The sequence below is a fragment of the Zymomonas mobilis subsp. mobilis ATCC 10988 genome (genome assembly GCF_000175255.2).
GTDB lineage: Bacteria > Pseudomonadota > Alphaproteobacteria > Sphingomonadales > Sphingomonadaceae > Zymomonas > Zymomonas mobilis.
Genome location: NC_017262.1, coordinates 1,337,248 through 1,357,367 on the forward strand (window position 1 = coordinate 1,337,248; position 20,120 = coordinate 1,357,367).

Below are 20,120 nucleotides of genomic sequence, written 5' to 3' on the forward strand. Positions count from 1 at the left end.
AAGTGAGCGAAGATAACGCGAAATTGCCCAAAAAAGGCGGTTTATTAAAATCTATTGGGAAAATCCTGATTTTAGTAGTGATTATTGTCGTGCTAGTTGCTTTGGGCAGTGTTGCAGGCGGGTATTTCTTGCCCAGATACATGCCAGCTATCTTTGCGCCCGCGACGGCTAATAATAAAGCCGCAGCATCAAAGGCTGATGAAAATTTACCTAAAAAAGTACCTTTGGATGAAAAAGATGCTTCTTCAGGTCAATTTAAGGCCAGCTATTTTGCTTTTGATAAGCCCTTTATCTCAAATGTGCAGAATAGCGGCAATCTGGTGCAAATCGGTATTGGCATTTCAACCTATTATGATGATAGGGTGATTAATAACGTCAAAAAAGACGAACTGCCGATTAGATCAGCCATCTTGATGACTATCTCCAATCAGGACAACCAGACAATATCGACAGAAGCCGGTAAGAAACAACTTCAGAATCAAATTAAGGATGTTATCAATAATGTTCTTAAGGATAAAGAAGGCTTTGGTGGTGTTGACAGCGTCTATTTTACAAGTTTTCTTATCCAATGAGTAAATCCTCGAAATCTCCAAAAGATCAGGAAGAAGCAACTTCCTTGTCCGGCGCAGAAATGGATGCCCTGTTGGCCGAGTTGGGGGGCGATGATATCGAAGAAGAATCTCCACAGGAAAAAACGGAGTTCGTCTTTGGTCAGGAAACCCTCAATCCTATCGTCCGGATGGCTGGACTGGAGCGGATCGCTGAAAAATTGGCACGTAGGTTAAGGCTTATTATTGAGCCTTTTGCTCGTGCTCGTACCCAAGTAACGGTTGACGGCGTCGATATCCATCATTTTGAAAAATGGCGGCGGGATTTACCAGAGTTTGTTAGCATTAGCCTGTACCGTTTAGCCCCGCTGAAAGGTGGTGCTATGATCGTTATGGATCCCCAGTTTATTACCGGATTGGTTGATGCTTTTTATGGCGGCACTGGTATTGTTACCCCGTCTCGCGCCAAGGAATTTACACCTGCAGAAGAGAGGTTACTCGTCCGCCTATCTGACACGATTGCAGATAGCGTTGTTGAATCTTGGTCTGATGTTGTGCAGTTGCAGTCTCAGTTTCTATCGAGAGAGACGAACGGTGCCTATGTTACTATGATACGGAATGATGAAGCTGTTGTTGTACAACGCTTTACAATTGTTCCCGGTAATGGTCGTGCTGCCAGAATATCAATTGTCTATCCTCGGGCGACGCTTCGGCCTTTCGAAATGCATCTTGACACAAAAGTGCATGATGATGCGGGGCCCGCTGATGAAAATTGGACGAAGCGGATGCGGCTGGCGGCCTCTGCCATCCCTATTCCTATTAAAACAATTTTGGCTCGTCCTCAGATTACTATGGGGCAACTAAAAAATTTAAAGGTCGGAGAAGTTATTCCGATTGAAATGCCGGAGCAGCTCCCTTTGATTGCTGGCACAAAAAAAATTGCTTATGGCAGCATAGGGGATCGTGACGGGAAAACTGCTTTATTGATTGAAAAGCTTGAAGAGGAGCCGGAAATATGAGTGATGAATCGACAGCAAAAGGAAGTAAATCAGCAAAATCTAATCGTACCAAAGATTTAGGTCTTCTATCTGATATTCCTGTCAAGATGTCACTTGAAGTTGGCTCTACGTCTTTATCTTTGGCAGAGTTGTTAGACCTTGCTGAAGGTAGTGTTGTTGAGCTAGATCGTCAGGCTAACGAACTATTAGATGTGGTGGTAAACGGTAAGCTAATTGCCAAAGGTGAAGTTGTAACGGTTAATGGTCGCTTTGGCGTGCGGATTGTTGATGTTGTTTCTAACGAAAACAATTCAGTCGGGGATGATTGATCACCATGATCGGCGGCTATCTCCTCCATATGATGATTCCGCTAATCATTGTTACCGGATTAATAATACTGTCTCTCTGGCTACTGAAGAAATTCAACCTATTGCCATCCTTGCAAGCAAATTTTCCGCAGAAGGGAAGTGCAATAAAGCTGATTGAAACCCTTCGGTTAGGTCGTAGACAGCAACTGGTTGTCATTGAATTTTCTAATAAAAAATTATTATTGGCAGTAACAGATACAAAAGTCAGTTGTTTATCCGAAACTGATAAATCACCATCTTTCTCTTTACCTGATATACCCGAAATAGGGGATAAATAATCTAATGGCGGCCGCTAATTATAAACAGCCTATCACTGTTTTTCCTGATCAATGGGAGAAAAAACAGTTTGAAAAATTGAGCAATTCAAAAATACGGCTTTTTCTAATTGGTTCATTATTTTTCTTATCCCCATTGGCACCTGCAATGGCGCAACATGCGCCAACAGCGCCTCATGCTTCCGCTGCAGCAAAATCATCGGTGGTTTCTCAACCAAAACCTCCGGCACCACCAATGCCACCTTCTTCACCGGCAAATGATCGCAATGCGGGAGCCAGTAGTGCCGCATTTAGTAAAGGAATGAATACTTTCCTCAATAATGGGAAGCCGCTGACTCTATCGCTGCAAATCTTATTGCTGATGACTTTAATGACGGTGCTGCCGTCTATCATCCTCATGATGACGAGCTTTACCCGCATTATTATTGTGCTGTCATTATTACGTCAGGCGATAGGCTTGCAACAGACGCCGCCTAATCAGGTATTGATTGGATTAGCCTTATTTCTTTCACTCTTTGTGATGCGACCAGTTTTAGATCAGATCAATACAACGGCTTTTTCTCCCTATGGTCGGGGCGAAATCCAAATAGAAGAAGCTATTATGCGTTCTGGTACGGCTTTGCATGGTTTTATGACTAAGCAGACCCGTAAAAATGATCTGCAGCTTTTTACAGATTTGGCTCACCATCCACGCTATGAAAATGCAGAATCTATTCCCTTTACTGTGTTGGTGCCTTCATTCGTAACCAGTGAGTTAAAGACCGCTTTTGAAATCGGATTTCTGATTTTTTTGCCTTTTATTATTATTGATATTGTCGTGGCTTGTACATTAACGGCTTTAGGTATGATGATGTTGTCACCACAAATCATTTCTGCACCGTTTAAATTGCTATTATTTATTATGGTCGATGGTTGGGCTTTAACAGTCGGCTCTTTGGCAGGGTCATTTATTCAATGAGCAGCGATCCCGATTATTTCATTGGTGTCGCCCAACAGGCGATGTGGATTACAGCCTTGGCTATTGCGCCGATATTGATACCGGCTTTGTTAATTGGCCTCTTTATTGGTATGATACAGGCAGCAACCTCTCTTAATGAGCAGATATTAAGCTTTTTACCAAAACTGGTTGTTATTGCTCTAGTTTTAGCTTTATTCGGTGGCAGCATCTTTGGCTTGATTGTTGATTTCATGCATGAAACCTATGGTCGAATTCCAGATTTAGTGCGCTAATGAGTGCTTGGCGATGATACCCGCGCATCTTGCAGAAATAGAGAATTATCTCTGGATCTGGTTAATTGCTTTGCTACGCCCTGGAGCTGCTTTTGTAGCAGCACCGTTATTGGGGGCAAATGCTTTTCCAGTAACGGTGCGTGTTATGCTTGCATTAGCAGTAGGTTTACCGTCAGTTATGGACGCCCATTTGATTTTACCTGATTCTGGACTGGTTTCTTTTACAGGATTATTTCTGGTGGTAGGGGAAATCATTACAGGTATTGCCATAGGCTTCGCTGTTCAGATTGGTTACGCTGCTGGATACTGCACCAGTGAGTTAATTGGTAATGCTATGGGGCTAGGATTCGCTTCTATGATCGATCCTGTCAACGGTAGCAATTCTAACGTTTTAACCCAAATTTTTACTATTTTGGGGGCTTTCTTCTTTCTGGCTGCCGATGGCCATTTACTTTTGATTCGTATTATTGTCGAAAGTTATCAGACAATGCCTGTTGGAGGTCCTGGACTGAATAATCAGCTTTTCTTAAAGCTAACCCAATTTGCGGGGCAGCTTTTTTCGATAGGCATGCTGATTGCTTTGCCCGTGACATTTTCAATTATTCTTATTCAAGTCATGATGGGTTTTCTGTCGAGAACAGCTCCAGCCCTTAATCTTTTTGCAGTAGGCATGCCGATGGCGCTTATCATTGGTATTTTATTAATCGCTATTTCTGTCCCAGCGATTAGTGAAGGTGTTATTGATGCTATTCGCTCTGGTCTTGATATGGCCGATAAGCTAGCAAAAACGGGGGCGGGACATGGCGGATAGTGACGTCGATCAAGACCAAAAAACCGAGGCACCTACTCAAAAACGTTTAAGAGAGGTTGCTGAAAAAGGGGATGTCCTCCAATCAAAGGAATTGGGGATTGCCTTTGCGATGTTGGCCTCTTTGGCATGGTTTTTAATGATTAGTCATAGGATGGTTTATGACTTAGGCATCATGCTAAAAATGGGACTCTCTTTCGATTTTAATGCTTTTAGTAAATTTGATCCTTTCTCGGTCTTTATCCGTCTGATTACTTGCATTATTCTGCCTTTTTCGATGCTGTTTGTTCTGATGGCTTTTGCTGCAATTGCAGCGCCAGCAGTATTGGGATCTTTAGGCTTTAGATGGGAAGCCTTGAATTTTAAACCTGAAAGACTGAATCCTATTGCCGGTTTTTCCCGTGTCTTTGGCATGCAAGGGCTTTTTGAGCTCGGCAAGTCGATTGTAAAAGTCCTTCTGATAGGAAGCCTCGGACTTTGGATTTTATGGCAACGCCTGCCTGTCATTATGCAATTGGGCCGTCACGACTTAAAAGCAGCGATAAACGAAATTGGGCATATATTTTTGATATTGGTATTGGTGATGTCGGTAGCTTTGGCTGTCGTTGCTGCAATTGATGTCCCTATTCAGATTTTTCGACGTAATCGCCGTCTCCGTATGAGTAAACAAGAAATTAAAGATGAACATAAACAGACAGAAGGCTCTCCTGAAATAAAAGCAGCAGTTAGACAAAGACAAATTGCTGTGTTTCGGGCTTCTAATCGTAAGGCTGTGCAAGATTCTACTGTTGTTATTACGAATCCGACTCATTTTGCTGTGGCCTTAAAGTATAAGGCTGGAGAAGATATTGCGCCTATTGTGACAGCAAAAGGCATAGATGAGCTGGCGCTAGCTTTACGGGAAATGGCGGATGAAAGCGATGTTCCTGTTTTGCATTATCCGCTTTTGGCGAGAGCTATCTATTTTACGTCCAATTCTGGTGAGTTGATACGGGAAGAGTTATACAAAGCTGTTGCATCTATTTTAGCTTTTATCTTTCGCTTGAATGCTGGAGAGGAAGGTCTAACGCTGCCTGTTATTGATGTTCCAGAAGAAGTCCGTTTCGATGAAAATGGCCATCAGGCAAAAAAATAGACCGAAAAAACAAAGAACCAAACAGACCAAAGATTATGATTGGTTGGTAATATTTAACTTTAGGCCTCTTCTGTCGTTATGAAGGGTGAAAGGATTGTTTTATGACAAGCTCAACTTCTGGCGTAACATCTACATCCTCATCGACGGCAGCGACCACGGCGGCAACAACGTCTTCGTCTTCTACGTCTACCTTGTCTTCTATCTTGACAACTTTGGGTGCTGGGTCAGGTCTTGATACCACAAATTTAGTTAATGAGCTTGTCGCTGCGTCTCAAGATCCAATCCAACAACAATTGGATACGCAAAGCACAACCAACTCCAATCGGATATCAGCTTTAGGCACTATTACTTCTGATCTTAGTGCTTTAAACACTTCTTTATCTTCTTTGGTAAGTGGGGGGTCTCTTTTAACGCAGCCTAGCGTTTCTGATACCTCTGTTTTAACCGCAACTGCTGAAAGCGGATCGAGATTAAGCAACCTTTCTGGATCTATTAAAGTTGAGCAGTTAGCACAGGCACAAAGTATTAGCACAACAGCTTATGATAGCAGCAAGACCTTTGATGCTGGCACGCTCACTTTTACAAACAGCTATGGTAGTGCAACAGTTCCAATTGATGCCGGTTCATCGCTTTCAGATGTAGCCAAAGCTATCAACAAGAAGCAGGCTGGTTTTACGGCTACAGTTTTAACCCAGTCGTCTGGCCAGCAACAGTTGATGATTACCGGTATGACCGGTGACGCTTATGGTTTTAGCGTATCCGGTTCAGGTGGTGCTTCTGATATCAATTATGATAAAAGTGCCAATAGTGGTAGCATGACTGTCAATGTTGCCGCGCAGGATGCCAAGCTTTCTTATAATAATGTTGAGGTTACTCGTAGTTCTAATACATTTGATGATTTGATTTCGGGTGTTAGTATCAATTTGAAATCGGCTTCATCACAACCCGTGACTTTGGGATCAACGCGTCAGACAAGCAATGTTCGGCAGGCGGTTCTTAACTTTGTCGATGCTTATAACGAGCTTTATTCTGATATCAGCACTAATACCGCGATTGGAACATCTTCAAGCAGTGCTGGTGCGTTGGCTAATGATGCTGGGGTACGTACTCTTAAAAGTTCTCTGAACAGTATGATTAACCAGAAGCTGTCTTCGACTGGCAGCTATTCGACTTTAGGCGAGATTGGTGTTTCTATCAATCGTGATGGAACGTTGACGGCTGATACAACGCAATTGGATACAGCCCTGGCAAATGATCCCGATTCTGTTGAAGCCCTATTCAACCCGACCCAAAGTACGAGTAATTCAGCGGTTTCTATTACCAGTAGCATTGGTAAGGTTACACCGGGTACCTACAAACTGTCTGATGTGACTTATGATGAATCCGGTAATATTACCGGTGCCAAGTTGAATGGTAAGGACATGCTGGTCTCGGGGAAAAGCTTGATTGCTTCTTCTGATTCCACTGCCGCGGGTTTGGTCTTAAAAATTAGTGGTACGAGTGTTACTGATTCGACGATTTCAATTGATGCTGGGGTCGGAGGTGCTGTTAATCAGCTTTATACTCAGATGACCTCTTCTGGCGGAGCTCTAACGGCCAGTAAGAATACTTATACGAAGGTAGCTTCCGCTATTACTCAGAAGGAAACCGATCTTACTTCCAAAATGAGCACGTATCGGACTAGATTGACGACACAATTTACAGCTATGAATACGGCGGTTTCTGGCTATAAATCGACCTTGAGTTTCCTGAAACAGCAGATTTCTCTGTGGACGAAAGACAGTTCTAGTAGCTAGTGGAAACGTCAAGGGCTTGGGAGGTTATAAACCGTAGAAGATGAGTTATTCACCTTTTTCACGGGCTGCAGCCCGATATCGGGATGTAGATATTGATTCAAAGGTAATGAATGCAACGCCTCATGGGTTGATTACATTGCTGTATGAAGAGTTGATCCGTGAATTTAATGTTTATAAATCGGCCTTGGAACAGGGCGATCGGGAAAAACGCTATCAAGCACAGGCAAAGATTTTTCGTCTGATTGGTAACCTTGAAAGTTCTCTGGATTTTGAAAAGGGGGGCGAAGTCGCAAGAAGCCTCTTTCGGAGTTATGCTTATATAAGACATAATTTTGGACAGACGATTAAGACTTTAGATCCTGTGCCGCTGAAAGACGCCCAAAAAGCTGTTGCTGATTTGCTTTCTGCTTGGACAGAAATCGGTCAGTAGCGCTTGATTAACAAGATAATTTTGTAATAAAAAGGCTCACTTCTAATGAAGTGAGCCTTTTTATATTTTAGAGAGAATGTGTCCGCGGCTCTTTAGCCTTCATTTAAATGGGGCGGGTCTGCAATATCGCGCCATATCATAATCAGGACGGCCATCAGTGCAGGACCTAGGAATAAGCCCAATAATCCAAAAGTTTCTATGCCACCAAGAATTCCGATTAGAACCCATAAAAAAGGTAATCGGGTTGCACCACCGATAAGAATCGGGCGTACTACGTGATCGGCAATCATCAGAATTAACATTCCTAGAGCAACAACTGTAATCGCTGCCCCTATATGACCTTGTGAGGCCAAAATAGCCGCAACAATACAAAACATAACTGGTGCACAAAAAGGAATAATGGCTGCAATAGCTGTCATTCCTCCAAACATAACAGCGTGAGGTGTGCCGGTAAAAACATAAATGATGCCCAGCAGAACGCCTTCGCCCAGTCCAACCAGCACCAGCCCGTCTAACGTGCCACGAACAGATAAAACAACTTGGTGGGCAAAACGCTCCATATCCGGACCCATTAAACGACGACTAACATTCAAGAACATTTTTTGTAATTCAGAGCCCGAACGAAAAAGAAAAAAGAGGCTCATCAGTGTAAAAAAGAAAGTGGTAATACGTCTTGCTACATTCATGCCGAAAGCACGGCTATGGTTAATTACATTCCCATTTAATAGCTGATGCAGCGATATCTGGCTGCCATCAGAAGAAGGCGCAAAAAACTGGTGCCATTTATTAACAAGATTCCCACCAAAAAAAGGTATCCTGCCAAGCCAGTCTGGGGGTGCTGTATCCTGATTTTTTAAATCTTGGAAAAAATGAATAGCAGCCTGAAAATCATTCATGATTTCAAATGCAAAAAATAATAGCGGCAAAATAAGTGTGACACCAATTGCAAGGGTTGCCAAAGCTGGTGCCAGTATTTTTTCATGTTTTGATCCCATGGACTCTTTGAGTTTGAGCCATAGCGGCCAAAAGGCAATGGCAATCACAATACTCCAGATCAGAGCCGGCCAAAAATGACGGATTGTCCATAGTCCTAAGCCTATAATGCCCGCAAAAAAAATAAATCTAAAAGTATATTGAGGCCGGCTTGCCATATTGAAATCCATATGAGAGATAAAAAATCAGTAAATTTTTATATAATTTATATTAGTAATTTATTTATTACTTTCTGTCTGGACATGACCTGACCTTTCCAATTTGTCCCATCCGACCTTGGGGCCTCGGATAGCTTGTGTTAAGGCTTTAATGACAACATAATACATTATCTGACGATAACCGATCCGTTGTGGAATCAAGAGCCATAATAGAGACCATTTCTCTTTCCGCTCCAAGGCAAAAGCGACGACTCCAGACATTAAATCGATAAGTGTAAAAACGCTCCAGTAAGCCGCCATTTTTTGGAGATCGTCCCCTTGTTGCACCCAGCCATGTTGATAGACTGCGAAAACAGTAGCCATAATGCTGATAACTAAAGCAAGGTCGATAATAGGCGATATAGTTGCGAACCCGATTTGAAAGATTAGAGATTGTGGCAGCCCTATATAAGCCAATCCTTTCGGGCGGCGATTTTTGATAATCGACCAGTGTTTCCAAAGACATTGCAATGTTCCAAAAGCCCAGCGGAAACGTTGACGTGCAAGAGCTCGAATGGTTTCTGGCGCTTCTGTCCAAGCAACAGCATAGGGATCATAACGTACTGCCCAATCATGTTCTTGGATAATAATGGTTAAATCTTGATCTTCAGCCAAAGTTTGATCAGGGAAACCTCCAACCTGACGCAGAGTCTCTGCCCGCCATGCCCCGACGGCACCGGGCACAACCGTCATAGCATTTAAAAGAACCGTTGCTCGTCTCTCAAGATTTTGAGCTGTGATATATTCTAGTGCTTGCCAACGTGTGATCAGATTAATCCGATTGCCAACTTTGGCATTACCAGCAACTGCTCCTAATTTTGGATCAGAGAACCATCGCGTTAGACGGGCAATTGTCCGTGGCTCAAAATGCGTATCTGCATCAAGAGCTATAATAATTTCACCTTTCGCTTTTTGAACGCCGTGGTTCAATGCGCGCGCTTTCCCGCCATTGGAAAGCCGGATAAGCTGAACACGAGGATCATCAGCAAATTGGCTTTCAACAATTTGAGAACTGTTATCGGTAGAGCCATCATCAATAACAATTACCTCGATATTATTAACCTCAGCACTGGCTAGGACACGCCGGATAGAGGCTTCAATAACAGCTTCTTCATTAAAGGCGGGGATAAGCACACTGATAGTGCGATCTGGATCGATAGGTGGGAAAATTAGCCGATTTTCTTTCCGTGCTTGGATGATCGAAAAAGCGGAAAGAAATAAAGCACGCAAAATACCCAAGGTGATTGCAATTGCGAATATCCACCGAAGCGCAATAACGGAGGCCCCAAGGCAAGAAAAAAGAGCAAAATTCCATCTTGCTGAAACGCGTTCAACCGGACTCAAGGGGGGCATCGCATCGTCACGTTTGAGATTGATAAGATCTGAAACTAAAACCAGTTTATAGCCATTTGCCCGTAATTGATGAATGATATCAGGCAGAGCTGCTATGGTTTGTGTGCGATCACCACCAGAATCATGTAAAAGAACGATCTGGGCACTATGCTGGCTAGTTGCCTGTTTGACCTGTTCCATAACTCTCTCAATGATCTCATCCTTTTTTGGCCGTTGCCAGTCATTGGGGTCAACATGGAGTCCAACAGAAAGATAGCCCAATTTTTGCGCCGCATAGACGGGATCAATCTCGTCGGCTGTTGTCGGTTCAGCATCTCCGAAAAAAGGAGCGCGAAAAAGGCGCAATGAATGTCCGGTAAAAGCTTGGAAAAGGCGTTGAGTAGCATTAACTTCAATAATTGTACTATTGGCGCTGGCCATACCCAAATTAGGATGGGTATAGGTATGATTACCTACTTCATGGCCTTCTTTTATTTCTCGTAATAATAAGTTGCGATTGGTAAGCGCATTTTCACCGATAATGAAGAAGGTCGCTGGTGCATGTTCCTTTTTCAAAATATCGAGAATTTTAGGTGTCCATTTCTGGTCAGGGCCGTCATCAAAAGTTAAAGCAATCATGCCCGGACGATAACCCGCCCGTTCAATAGCATAGGGAAGGGGAATAGAGGAGAATCTTTCATCCGTAATTAGACCTTCTTTGTCGAGGTCAATTTGGCGCTCTCCTGCAACTGGACGACTGGCAACTCTTAGGACTTCTCCTGTGCCTTCGATATCAACTTCAGTACCTGCTGGAATATGACTTAATGCCTTGACGGGATCAGCAACTATTGCTGTGTCATTAGCACCATTATGGATTAAATGACCTTTCCCAAAAATATTCCACAGTGACGGATCTTCTGAACCAAGACGCCATAAGGCTAGAGCATTGAATCCCAGATGGTGCGACATTTTAGTCTGGTTATAAAAACTGACAGCATCTAGCATCCACACATCATGTAAAATACCGGCTTCACTATAAGAAAAATGCGTGTTTCCAGTCTCCTTATCAAAGACTGGAACTGTCCCTGATTCATGTGCGGTAAGCCATGCCTGTTCGATAGATATAGCATCGGTATCGCTACCTTTTTTCCAATTATAGGCATATGAGCCTAAGGCAACGATCACTTTCTCTGGTGGTAGATTTTGGGTGGCTTGTTCTACAACATCAAGAAACCAGTCATTTGAGGCAATTGCGCCCGGTTCACCTTCTGGATAATGTTCATCGTAAGCCATTAAAATGAGTTTATCGCTTACATTAGCAACGGCTGATAAATTCCATGCCTCATCGGCAACAGGCACGGCGACGGTCAAAATCCAATGATGCGCAGAAAAACGATCGTGGGTTTCTTTTAGAAGTTGTAAATAAAAAGGCAGTGTTTGCTTGTTCAGAGATTCAAAGTCAAAAACAGCGCCGTCAGCCTGATTCTTAACTAAAAATTTTTCAATATTATTAAGAAATTGTAGTCGTGCAGCTGGGTCTCGCATTAAAATAGCTGCATTTTTGCCATCCCATTCGCCATTACTAACATTTTGCACCATAGGCAAAATTTTAGGTTTCTGCTTGGCATTATTGATAATCGCATGACCTTGGGGATCCGGGAATTCTGTCCAGTGATGGTCTGCTCCTGTAACAGATAGCCAGCCTGGCGATAGCCAGTCAATGTCATTGATGTGCCGTGACAGTGATGCAATGCTGGCATCATCCCACGGCGTATAGAAGGCCATGCTCAAAGTATCTTTTAGAGGCTTAGGAGGTGTTTTTACTAAACCAATACGAGATAAAGCCCGATGAAAATTGATACGCGTGTGGGATGTAATCCCGTTAGGCTGTGCTTTGATGGGGGCGCGGCCAATAGAAAAAGGTAAATTTTGCCCGATTGACGGAATCGCAACTGTCGCAAAAAGGGTTGCTATAGCTAAAAAGAGTAAAGCAAAAAAAGCAACGATTGCGAGAGCAAAACGCCTTCTTCTTTTCCCTGATGAATCATAAAATACTGGTTTTTTGTTCATATTTTTATTTCACGCGCATCTTTTTAATAAAAATGATACGTTCTTATAAGATAAATGATGTATCGGAAATTGATGGATTTCTATAGAAAATCTTTATGCAATTTGGTGACGAAAAGGAACTGGCAGGTTGTTTCTTCAGAATTTTTTAAAAATGTCATTATCCCCTTTAAAAACAAAGACAACCATTCTTTCTCTTATTTTTTCTTTGTTCCCTGTATCGCAAAGTTACGCTTTTGTTCCCCAAACATCGAGTAATTCTAAAAATGAAAGCGTAGCAGCCACCAAAATAGAAGAAGCCAAAGGCAATATGCCTCGTTTGCGTATGCTTGTGTCTGCTTTTCCTAAAGGCGGCGATCTTCATCACCATTTGGCTGGCGCTATTGATGCAGAAACAATGCTTCAATGGGCTGGAGATCAAAATTTATGCATTGATACTATAAAGCTATCTGTAATTCCGTCCCCTTGTGACGCGGCTGTGAATAAAAAGCTAGCAAAAAATCTGGAGCGCCAAGATCCGATTCTATGGAATAAGTTAATAGATGTTTTCTCGATGCGGAATTATCATTTTGATGTTGCCGCTGGAGAACATTCTGGTCACGATCATTTTTTCTCTAGCTTTTTTCATTTTGCAGCAGCCTTAGATAATAATTTTGGCCGGATGATTGCCTATAGCCGTCGTGATGCAGCGGCGAATAACCTGCTCTATATTGAAACGATGCAGAATCCGAAGGTGGTGTCGACTTTTGCACGAAGTGTTTTGCAAGACGCAAAAGGCAAAAATTCGCCGGAGGATTTATGGAAAGTCGTGAAAAATCGTCTTCCGGCGGCGGTAGCGGCAGCAAAGGCTGAAACCACGGAAGCGGAGGCGCAATCTCGTCAGATATTACAATGCGATGGTCGCCAGCCAGATCCTGCTTGTTCGGTTACAATGCGTTATATGGTTTATGCTGTACGAGCGATGCCGCCTGAAATGGTTTTTGCGCAATTAGCGTTGGGTTTTGCCTTGGCGCATAGTGATCCAAGATGGGTCGGGGTGAATATTGTCGCACCAGAGGACGGTGCGGTTTCTATGCAAGATTATGACCTACATATGCAGTTTTTCCGTTTTTTAAGGCAGTTATATCCTGATGTAAAAATCACACTCCATGCAGGTGAGCTGGCTTTACCATTAGTGCCTACTGCCGGTTTGAGAGATCATATCCGGAAAGCGGTTTTTGTTGCAGGTGCTGACCGTATCGGTCACGGAATTGATATTGGATCAGAAATGAATCCGGTCGAAATTTTGCATCATATGGCTGAACGTCCTGTGCCAGTTGAAATCAATTTATCCAGCAATGATGCTATCTTGAATATCAAGGGTAATCAGCATCCTTTTGCTCTTTATCGTCAGTATAATGTACCTGTCGTTATTTCGACGGATGATGCCGGTGTCTCTCGTAATGATCTGACCACGGAATATATGCGAGCGATAGAAGAGCAACATGTTTCTTATAGTGACTTGAAAAAGCTTTCCCGTGACAGTTTGGAATATGCTTTCTTGTCAGGAGAAAGCTTATGGCAGAAAAATACGGGGGAGAGCGTGAAGCCTGTCTGTAATGGTATAGCATTTACAGCTATGCCCCAAGGCAAATGCGCTGATTTCTTGGTAAAGAATGACAAAGCTGCCTTGCAGTGGAAATTGGAAGCAGCCTTTATTCGTTATGAAGAACAGGTCAGGGAAGGGGCTTTATAAGTTAAGGCAATTTTTTCGGACTAGGTTATGTTGACAAAGAAAGGTAACCACAATTTTACGGCCGCGAGATGAAGGAAGGCGAGAAAAGATTTTCTGGTTTTGTCATAGCGTGTGGCAATGCGCCTGAACTGCTTTAGCTTATTAAACATCCGCTCAATACGATTACGATCTTTGTAGTGCTGGAGATTATAAGGAATAGGCTTTTTTCGATTGGAACGAGGCGGGATAACAGGAAGAATGCCTCGAAAAAGCAGTTTTTCGCGTAACCTATCGCTATCATATCCTTTATCAGCGAGAAAACAGTGGGGTGTTGTGACAGGGATATCGATCAAGCTATCAGCGCCAGAATAATCAGAGACCTCACCACCGGTTAGTGCGAAAGCTAGAGGGCGGCCTTGACCATCGGAACGGGCGTGGATCTTGCTCGTAAAGCCTCCGCGGCTGCGACCAAAGCCTTCCTTATACGTCCCCCTTTTGCGCCAGCCGCTTGGCTGTGGGCGCGAATAATCGTACTATCTATCATATGTTGCCAGTCATCTGTCAGGCCAAGGTCAACGAGAGTTTCAAGAAGAGCGTCCCACACACCCTGTTCTGCCCACCTACGAAACCGAACATAGACCGAATTCCATTTCCCATAACGTTCATGCATATCTCGCCACGGGCAGCCTGTTCGAAGCACATAAAGCATACCATTGAGAAATAACCGATTACTTTTGGCGGGACGCGCGCAGCGGCCTCGTTCGCTTGGAAGAAGACCCTGTATTATCTCCCACTCCGCGTCCGTCAGATCTCCTCGCATCCTATCTACCCTACAAAACTTGTTCTCAAGTTATCTCTAAAAATCTTAAATTATACCCTTTGTCAACAGAACCTAGGTACTCAAATTGCCTAAAAACGGACTGTTTAAAACGACTATTATCGTTTTTAAGGGGGCAATAAAGATCACATATCTTGTGAATATTTATTGCCCCAAGCCTATTAGGCCAGCCGTTCTGGAATAGAATTGGCTTCTTCGTTAATTGTATCCTGACTACCCATGGCTTCCCAAGGGAAGATCAGCCAGCTTTTATCGACATCACGGTCGATGCTGCGCGCAGTGATGTCAACCCGCGCTTTTGAGCGGATATTATCTAATAAAACCGCAAAACGGACATTTTGAGTAACGGCACCATTTTTATCCATCATTTGGCGCAAATAGGCGATGGTGCCGCCGGAATCATTGATGTCATCAACAAAAAGCAGCTTACGTCCTGCAATGGTTAATTGCGCCAGTTTTAAGAGCAACTCATCAGCAAAATCAAAGACTTTAGACGAGTGATCAACCGAAAGCATTGGGACATTTAGGCAGTGGGACAAGTAAACGGCTGGAACCAAACCGCCTCGTCCTACCCCGACTACAAAATCGGGATATTCGTTGCTGTTTTCTACTTTTTTAGCCAGCGATTTTACATCACTGATAAAAGATTCATTATCGATATGGGTAAATTCAATTTGCGCCATAATACTCAATATTCCGTTTAGGGAAATGATACATAAAGGGAAGCCTATATCCTATTTTTCATGATTTGTCGGATTATTCAGCGAGGGATATGAACGAAATTATCGCCGGATGTAAGCTGTAAATTATCGATGGCTTCCTTGTTAAGTCTTATCTGTGTGCTATCTTTTTTCTCTTCGCTAAGAAAAGCATAGCTGGCTCGAAAATCTTTTAAGCGACCTGTTGCAACGACGGATAGTTGTCCTTCACCCTCATTAAGGGCAGCGGTTTCTAGCGTGGCTTCTTTTGCATGGGCGACAGAAATAATGTGATCGGTTTCAGCGACCATTGTGGGCCCACCGTCAAAAATATCGACATAGCCATTTGAAGAGAAGCCTTCTTTTTGAAGCATCCGCATGGCTGGCCTGCCACTTGTATGGGGATGACCAATAACTTCGCGTGCAGATTCTGGTAACAAGGCAGTATAGATCGGGTAGTCAGGCATTAAATCCGAAATAAAATGATTACCCTTAATAGAATTGAGATAGTCTGCTTCCTGAAAAGACATTCCGAAAAATTTGTTACCTAGTCCGTCCCAAAACGGAGATTTGCCATTCTCATCAATAACGCCGCGTAATTCAGCCAGAAAACGGTCTGCAAAGCGGGCGCGATGTAATTTGATAAAAAGATAGCGGGATCGTGCCAGCAATAGACCAAGGCCACCGGTACGGTGATCAGGATGTAAAAATAAACCGCCGACTTCGGAACAGCCTTCTAGGCTCAGGACTCATTCTTTGAGATAGAAGATGAAACTTGCTGCGATATGGATTGCTGACATGAATGTGTGAGCGCACCGGTCGTATCGTGTTGCGACACGCCGCCAGTCTTTGAGCTTTGCGAACATATTTTCGATGAGGTGACGCTTTTTATACAGATGCCAGTCGTAAGGCGGCTTTGATTTCCGGTTCTTCTTCGGCGGAATACAGGCGGTGATATTCCGGTCTGCGAGAGACTGTCTGATTTTATTACTGTCGTATCCCCGGTCCCCGAGAATTTCTTGTGTTTCTTCCGGCAGATTTGCCAGCAGAACATCCGCGCCTTTGAAGTCACTGACCTGACCTGCGGTCAGATGCAGCCGGACAGGGCGGCCCTGACTATCGCATACAGCGTGAAGCTTTGAGTTCAGTCCGCCTTTCGTGCGTCCGATATGGCGGGGAAAAGCCCCTTTTTGAGCAGGGAGGCCGCTGTCCGGTGTGCTTTCAGATGTGTTGCATCGATCATCAGACGCTTCGAACGGCCTGCCTGCTCCGTCAGGGCGACGAAGATCCGGTCAAAGACACCCAGGCGGCTCCACCGGATAAACCGGTTGTATAAAGTCTTGTGCGGGCCATACGCTTTCGGGGCGTCTTTCCACTGAAGGCCGTTGCGGATCACGTAAACGATCCCGCTCAGGACACGACGGTCATCGACACGCGGCACACCATGCGCCAGTGGAAAAAACGGCTTAATCCGTTCCATCTGGTGCTCAGACAGCAAAAACACGTCACTCACAGCTTCACCTCCATCGGTAAACCTGTGAATCACAACAGCCCGCTCAACTCAAGAAATTAACAGGTCCTGAGCCTAGTTTTATAAGATTGCTCACAGGATCAATTTTTCAGGCATCCTAAAAATAAAAAGCATTATATATAATGAAAATCTTTATCATTAAAACGCTATCAAAAATAATATAGAAGGCTTTCTTAATATTCATTCAAAACCAATATTATTAAATGATGAAATAATATCATTCACATTTCCAAAATATTACGCTTTCTTAAATCAGTATATTGATTAAACCCCATAATGGAAAAAATTAGTCTTTGAGACTATTCTTTTCAAAGCCTAAAAAGCATTGATTCTCTCAAGACTTATTTTGGAATAATATTATGCGGGTTGCTTTGTTTGTTCCCTGTTATGTGGACGAATTTCATCCAGAAGTAGGCATCGCCACCCTCGAATTGCTAGAAAAGCTGGGGGTTGATGTCGAATATCCACCAGAACAGACATGTTGTGGTCAGCCGATGACCAATTCTGGCTGTCATGAGGAATCGGCGGCAACGGAAGCCAATTTTGTCCGCAATTTTGCCGGTTATGATTATATTGTCAGCCCTTCGGGAAGCTGTACCCATCATGTCCGTGCCAATATGGATGCGGTCGAACAAAGTGATGCGGTGAAAGAAGTCCGCAGCCGTAGCTTTGAACTGGTCGAATTTCTCCATGATATTCTGAAAGTCGAAGCCTTTCCTTGGGCGGAATTTCCTCACAAAGTAGCCTTGCACAATAACTGTAATGCCCTTCGCGGCCTGAATATCGCCAGCATGTCAGAATTGCGGGTGCCGTTTTTCTCAAAGCCCAAATCGCTTCTTGAAAAGGTCAAAGGCCTGACCTTTACCGAATTGGAACGCCCTGACGAATGTTGCGGCTTTGGCGGCACTTTTTCTGTCTTTGAAGAAGGGGTCTCGACCGCCATGGGCTACGACAAGGTGCAAGACCAATATCGCTCAGGTGCAGAATATGTCACCTCTTCCGACAGCTCTTGTATGATGCATCAACAGGGCTGTGCTGAACGCTTGGGACTCCCGTTAAAATATATTCATATTGCCCAAATCTTGAACGGAGCGCGTGAATAATGGAAAAATCGGATCCAACCGCTTTAACCGAAGCCCAACCACGAGGTGCCGTTATCAAAGGCAACCATCCGGTCGATCAATCAGAAGCAGCCAACCGCTTCATTGCCGCGCCCCGTCATGAAAAATCCCATGATAAAAGATTGTGGGAATTGCGGAAAAGACGCGATCACGCGATGCATTCCATCGAAGAATGGGAAGAATTGCGACAACTGGCATCCGATATCAAAAGCCATACTCTGTCTCGGCTGGATGAATATCTGCTGGAATTTGAAAAGAACGCCACCGCCAACGGGGTGCATGTCCATTGGGCATTAGATGCCGAAGAACATAACAAAATCGTCCTCGACATTCTGAACAGCCATAAAGCCAAACGCTTCATCAAAAGCAAATCCATGCTGACCGAAGAATGTGGCCTGCGGGATTATCTTAAAAAAGCGGATATCGAGGTTGTTGAAACGGATCTTGGCGAACGGATTCAACAGCTCGATAACGAAGACCCAAGCCATGTCGTGGTTCCGGCTGTGCATAAACTCTGCGAAGATGTCGCACAGGTCTTTCACAAAAGCTATGGCTCGGACGAACATAACGCCGATGCCCATTATCTCGCCGAATGTCAGAGGGAAGCGACACGGCCGCTTATTCTCTCGGCTGATGCCGGCATGACCGGTTGCAACTATGCGGTCGCCGAAACAGGCAGCATTGTGGTCTGCACCAATGAAGGCAATGCCGATCTTTCGGCGAATGTCCCGCCACTCCATATCGCTTCTGTCGGGATTGAAAAGGTCATCCCCCGCCTTGAAGATGTGCCGGTCTTTGTCCGGCTGTTATCACGCAGCGCTTTGGGATCACCGATTACGCAATATACCTCACATTTCCGCGCGCCGAGAAAAGGCGGCGAAATGCATATTATTCTTGTTGATAATGGCCGTTCGGAAAGACTGAAAAACGAAACATTTCGCCATTCACTGAAATGTATTCGCTGCGGCGCTTGCATGAATACCTGTCCGGTTTTCCGCCGCTCGGGAGGTCTCAGCTATGGGGCAACCTATGCTGGTCCCATTGGCCTGATTATCGACCCGACCTATAATCTCCATAAATATAGCCGCTTGCCGTTTTCTTCGACCTTGAATGGCAGTTGTGCCAATGTCTGTCCGGTCAAAATCAATATCCATGAACAGATCGCGTCTTGGCGGCAATTTATTTCAGAAAATCACGAATTACCTTTTGTGAAAAAGGCAATGATGAAATCAGCCGGAGCCTTACTCTCCAGTCCGAAACTCTATCGGAAAGCCCTACCGATCACGAACAGCATCCTGCGGCATTTACCGCATTTTGCGATTTATAACCGCTTGAACAGTTGGACAACCGGACGGGAAATGCCGGAGGTAAAACGCGAAACCTTCTATCAGTGGTATCAGAAAAACAGAGGGAAAAAAGCATGACCAGCCGTCAACGCATTCTCGACAATATCGCGCTTGCCCGCCATGATGCCGAACATCCTCTACCGAAGGTGCCGCTTTTCGATGACAAAGCGGCGACAACCGATCTGGTAAGCCAATTCACCCAAGCGGTTATCAATATGGGCGGTGAGGTTGCCGCGCTAGAAGGTCAAAGCTTGGCGGAATTGGTTGATAAAAAGACCAAAGACGCAAAAATCATCTGCTCCCATGTCGAAGAAATAAAGGGCAATTTCCCGCTAACCACCGACACCCAACCAACCGATTTGAAAGATGTTGATTTCGGCATTGTCCGAGCGTCTTTCGCGGTCGCTGAAACCGGTTCACTTTGCCTGACAGACAGCAATTTTGGTATCAATACATTGGGTTATCTGCCGCAACATCTGATTGTTTTGGTCGATCCGGCTGATATCCTGTTTAACCTGCATAATGCCTATCAACGGCCAGAATGGCGCGAACATGGCTATGCTGTTTTCCATACAGGGCCTTCCGCCACGGCCGACATCGAAGGGATTCTTATCCACGGTGCGCAAGGTGTCCGTTCTCTTTTGGTGATTTTGCAACCGCGCCAAGCGTAATTTCTTACCCGTCTCTCTTCCCAG

At 44.2% G+C, this 20,120-nt stretch carries 18 protein-coding genes and 2 pseudogenes; 14 read left to right on the forward strand and 6 right to left on the reverse strand.

Annotation, left to right across the window (positions count from 1 at the left end; translation table 11 throughout):
• Positions 1 to 2: 2 nt before the first annotated feature.
• From ZMOB_RS06005 to ZMOB_RS06050, 10 genes are all read left to right on the forward strand, one after another.
• Entirely contained in the window at positions 3 to 572 is a 570-nt protein-coding gene (locus ZMOB_RS06005) for a flagellar basal body-associated FliL family protein (RefSeq protein WP_011240536.1), read from the forward strand.
• Positions 569 to 1,567 carry a flagellar motor switch protein FliM gene (locus tag ZMOB_RS06010; RefSeq protein WP_011240537.1) on the forward strand — a complete coding sequence of 333 codons (999 nt, stop codon included), beginning with the start codon at positions 569 to 571 and terminating at the stop codon, positions 1,565 to 1,567. The genes ZMOB_RS06005 and ZMOB_RS06010 overlap by 4 nt, the downstream gene beginning before the upstream one ends.
• Positions 1,564 to 1,875, forward strand: coding sequence for a flagellar motor switch protein FliN (fliN, locus tag ZMOB_RS06015; RefSeq protein WP_011240538.1), 312 nt, complete (start codon positions 1,564 to 1,566; stop codon positions 1,873 to 1,875). The genes ZMOB_RS06010 and fliN overlap by 4 nt, the downstream gene beginning before the upstream one ends.
• 29 nt (positions 1,876 to 1,904) lie before the next feature.
• Positions 1,905 to 2,192, forward strand: a complete 288-nt coding sequence (gene fliO / locus ZMOB_RS06020) for a flagellar biosynthetic protein FliO (RefSeq protein WP_252507013.1) — start codon at positions 1,905 to 1,907, stop codon at positions 2,190 to 2,192.
• Positions 2,193 to 2,196: 4 nt separating this feature from the next.
• The gene (fliP, locus tag ZMOB_RS06025) at positions 2,197 to 3,147 is read left to right on the forward strand and encodes a flagellar type III secretion system pore protein FliP (protein WP_014500900.1); all 951 of its coding nucleotides are present in this window, start codon (positions 2,197 to 2,199) and stop codon (positions 3,145 to 3,147) included.
• Entirely contained in the window at positions 3,144 to 3,419 is a 276-nt protein-coding gene (locus tag ZMOB_RS06030; RefSeq protein ID WP_011240541.1) for a flagellar biosynthetic protein FliQ, read from the forward strand. The genes fliP and ZMOB_RS06030 overlap by 4 nt, the downstream gene beginning before the upstream one ends.
• 13 nt (positions 3,420 to 3,432) lie before the next feature.
• Complete coding sequence (gene fliR / locus ZMOB_RS06035; RefSeq protein ID WP_014500901.1) at positions 3,433 to 4,230, forward strand: flagellar biosynthetic protein FliR; 798 nt, start codon at positions 3,433 to 3,435, stop codon at positions 4,228 to 4,230.
• The gene (flhB, locus tag ZMOB_RS06040; RefSeq protein ID WP_012817214.1) at positions 4,220 to 5,362 is read left to right on the forward strand and encodes a flagellar type III secretion system protein FlhB; all 1,143 of its coding nucleotides are present in this window, start codon (positions 4,220 to 4,222) and stop codon (positions 5,360 to 5,362) included. Before fliR ends, flhB begins: the two co-directional genes overlap by 11 nt.
• A 101-nt stretch (positions 5,363 to 5,463) precedes the next feature.
• Positions 5,464 to 7,158, forward strand: a complete 1,695-nt coding sequence (gene fliD, locus ZMOB_RS06045) for a flagellar filament capping protein FliD (protein ID WP_014500902.1) — start codon at positions 5,464 to 5,466, stop codon at positions 7,156 to 7,158.
• A 40-nt stretch (positions 7,159 to 7,198) separates the two neighbouring features.
• Positions 7,199 to 7,588 (forward strand): flagellar export chaperone FliS, encoded by a 390-nt coding sequence (locus ZMOB_RS06050; protein ID WP_011240545.1) that lies wholly within the window; start codon positions 7,199 to 7,201, stop codon positions 7,586 to 7,588.
• Positions 7,589 to 7,680: 92 nt separating this feature from the next.
• Here ZMOB_RS06050 and ZMOB_RS06055 read toward each other — a convergent pair whose 3' ends face one another.
• Both ZMOB_RS06055 and ZMOB_RS06060 read right to left on the reverse strand, forming a co-directional pair.
• Positions 7,681 to 8,751, reverse strand: coding sequence for an AI-2E family transporter (locus ZMOB_RS06055; RefSeq protein ID WP_345786566.1), 1,071 nt, complete (start codon positions 8,749 to 8,751; stop codon positions 7,681 to 7,683).
• Positions 8,752 to 8,799: 48 nt separating this feature from the next.
• Positions 8,800 to 12,180 (reverse strand): glycosyltransferase, encoded by a 3,381-nt coding sequence (locus ZMOB_RS06060; RefSeq protein ID WP_014500904.1) that lies wholly within the window; start codon positions 12,178 to 12,180, stop codon positions 8,800 to 8,802.
• 127 nt (positions 12,181 to 12,307) lie between these two features.
• Here ZMOB_RS06060 and ZMOB_RS06065 point away from each other — a divergent pair, with 127 nt between their 5' ends.
• A complete protein-coding gene (locus tag ZMOB_RS06065; protein WP_014500905.1) occupies positions 12,308 to 13,912 on the forward strand; it encodes an adenosine deaminase family protein in 1,605 nt (534 codons plus the stop codon).
• Positions 13,913 to 13,932: 20 nt separating this feature from the next.
• On the opposite strand, the pseudogene ZMOB_RS10580 reads toward ZMOB_RS06065, so the two are convergent.
• From ZMOB_RS10580 to ZMOB_RS09890, 4 genes and pseudogenes are all read right to left on the reverse strand, one after another.
• Positions 13,933 to 14,711, reverse strand: a pseudogene (locus ZMOB_RS10580) (IS5 family transposase).
• A 179-nt stretch (positions 14,712 to 14,890) separates the two neighbouring features.
• Positions 14,891 to 15,412: a phosphoribosyltransferase gene (locus ZMOB_RS06080; protein ID WP_011240549.1), complete on the reverse strand. Its 522-nt coding sequence runs from the start codon at positions 15,410 to 15,412 to the stop codon at positions 14,891 to 14,893.
• 77 nt (positions 15,413 to 15,489) lie between these two features.
• A pseudogene (locus ZMOB_RS06085) lies at positions 15,490 to 16,167 on the reverse strand (arginine N-succinyltransferase); the annotation flags it as partial.
• Between the two features lie 9 nt (positions 16,168 to 16,176).
• Positions 16,177 to 16,940 (reverse strand): IS5 family transposase gene (locus tag ZMOB_RS09890; RefSeq protein ID WP_099045773.1). Its coding sequence is split into 2 segments (ribosomal slippage): positions 16,177 to 16,607 and positions 16,607 to 16,940, totalling 765 coding nucleotides; the frame shifts between segments, so codons are not numbered across the junction.
• Positions 16,941 to 17,317: 377 nt separating this feature from the next.
• On the opposite strand from ZMOB_RS09890, the gene ZMOB_RS06095 reads away from it, so the two are divergent.
• The 3 genes from ZMOB_RS06095 to ZMOB_RS06105 are packed head-to-tail and all read left to right on the forward strand — an operon-like array spanning position 17,318 to position 20,096.
• Positions 17,318 to 18,061, forward strand: coding sequence for a (Fe-S)-binding protein (locus ZMOB_RS06095; RefSeq protein ID WP_014500907.1), 744 nt, complete (start codon positions 17,318 to 17,320; stop codon positions 18,059 to 18,061).
• Positions 18,061 to 19,503 carry a lactate utilization protein B gene (locus tag ZMOB_RS06100; protein ID WP_011240009.1) on the forward strand — a complete coding sequence of 481 codons (1,443 nt, stop codon included), beginning with the start codon at positions 18,061 to 18,063 and terminating at the stop codon, positions 19,501 to 19,503. The genes ZMOB_RS06095 and ZMOB_RS06100 overlap by 1 nt, the downstream gene beginning before the upstream one ends.
• The gene (locus ZMOB_RS06105; RefSeq protein WP_014500908.1) at positions 19,500 to 20,096 is read left to right on the forward strand and encodes a LutC/YkgG family protein; all 597 of its coding nucleotides are present in this window, start codon (positions 19,500 to 19,502) and stop codon (positions 20,094 to 20,096) included. Before ZMOB_RS06100 ends, ZMOB_RS06105 begins: the two co-directional genes overlap by 4 nt.
• Positions 20,097 to 20,120 lie beyond the last annotated feature (24 nt).

Bases quoted from the DNA above. Each gene is read 5' to 3' on its own strand.
- ZMOB_RS06080 (WP_011240549.1), bottom strand. From the start codon at position 15,412: ATGGCGCAAATTGAATTTACCCATATCGATAATGAATCTTTTATCAGT.
- fliO (WP_252507013.1), top strand. From the start codon at position 1,905: ATGATGATTCCGCTAATCATTGTTACCGGATTAATAATACTGTCTCTC.
- fliN (WP_011240538.1), top strand. From the start codon at position 1,564: ATGAGTGATGAATCGACAGCAAAAGGAAGTAAATCAGCAAAATCTAAT.
- ZMOB_RS06100 (WP_011240009.1), top strand. From the start codon at position 18,061: ATGGAAAAATCGGATCCAACCGCTTTAACCGAAGCCCAACCACGAGGT.
- fliR (WP_014500901.1), top strand. From the start codon at position 3,433: ATGATACCCGCGCATCTTGCAGAAATAGAGAATTATCTCTGGATCTGG.
- ZMOB_RS06060 (WP_014500904.1), bottom strand. From the start codon at position 12,180: ATGAACAAAAAACCAGTATTTTATGATTCATCAGGGAAAAGAAGAAGG.
- ZMOB_RS06105 (WP_014500908.1), top strand. From the start codon at position 19,500: ATGACCAGCCGTCAACGCATTCTCGACAATATCGCGCTTGCCCGCCAT.
- ZMOB_RS06050 (WP_011240545.1), top strand. From the start codon at position 7,199: ATGAGTTATTCACCTTTTTCACGGGCTGCAGCCCGATATCGGGATGTA.
- flhB (WP_012817214.1), top strand. From the start codon at position 4,220: ATGGCGGATAGTGACGTCGATCAAGACCAAAAAACCGAGGCACCTACT.
- ZMOB_RS06055 (WP_345786566.1), bottom strand. From the start codon at position 8,751: ATGGATTTCAATATGGCAAGCCGGCCTCAATATACTTTTAGATTTATT.
- fliD (WP_014500902.1), top strand. From the start codon at position 5,464: ATGACAAGCTCAACTTCTGGCGTAACATCTACATCCTCATCGACGGCA.
- ZMOB_RS06030 (WP_011240541.1), top strand. From the start codon at position 3,144: ATGAGCAGCGATCCCGATTATTTCATTGGTGTCGCCCAACAGGCGATG.
- ZMOB_RS06010 (WP_011240537.1), top strand. From the start codon at position 569: ATGAGTAAATCCTCGAAATCTCCAAAAGATCAGGAAGAAGCAACTTCC.
- fliP (WP_014500900.1), top strand. From the start codon at position 2,197: ATGGCGGCCGCTAATTATAAACAGCCTATCACTGTTTTTCCTGATCAA.
- ZMOB_RS06095 (WP_014500907.1), top strand. From the start codon at position 17,318: ATGCGGGTTGCTTTGTTTGTTCCCTGTTATGTGGACGAATTTCATCCA.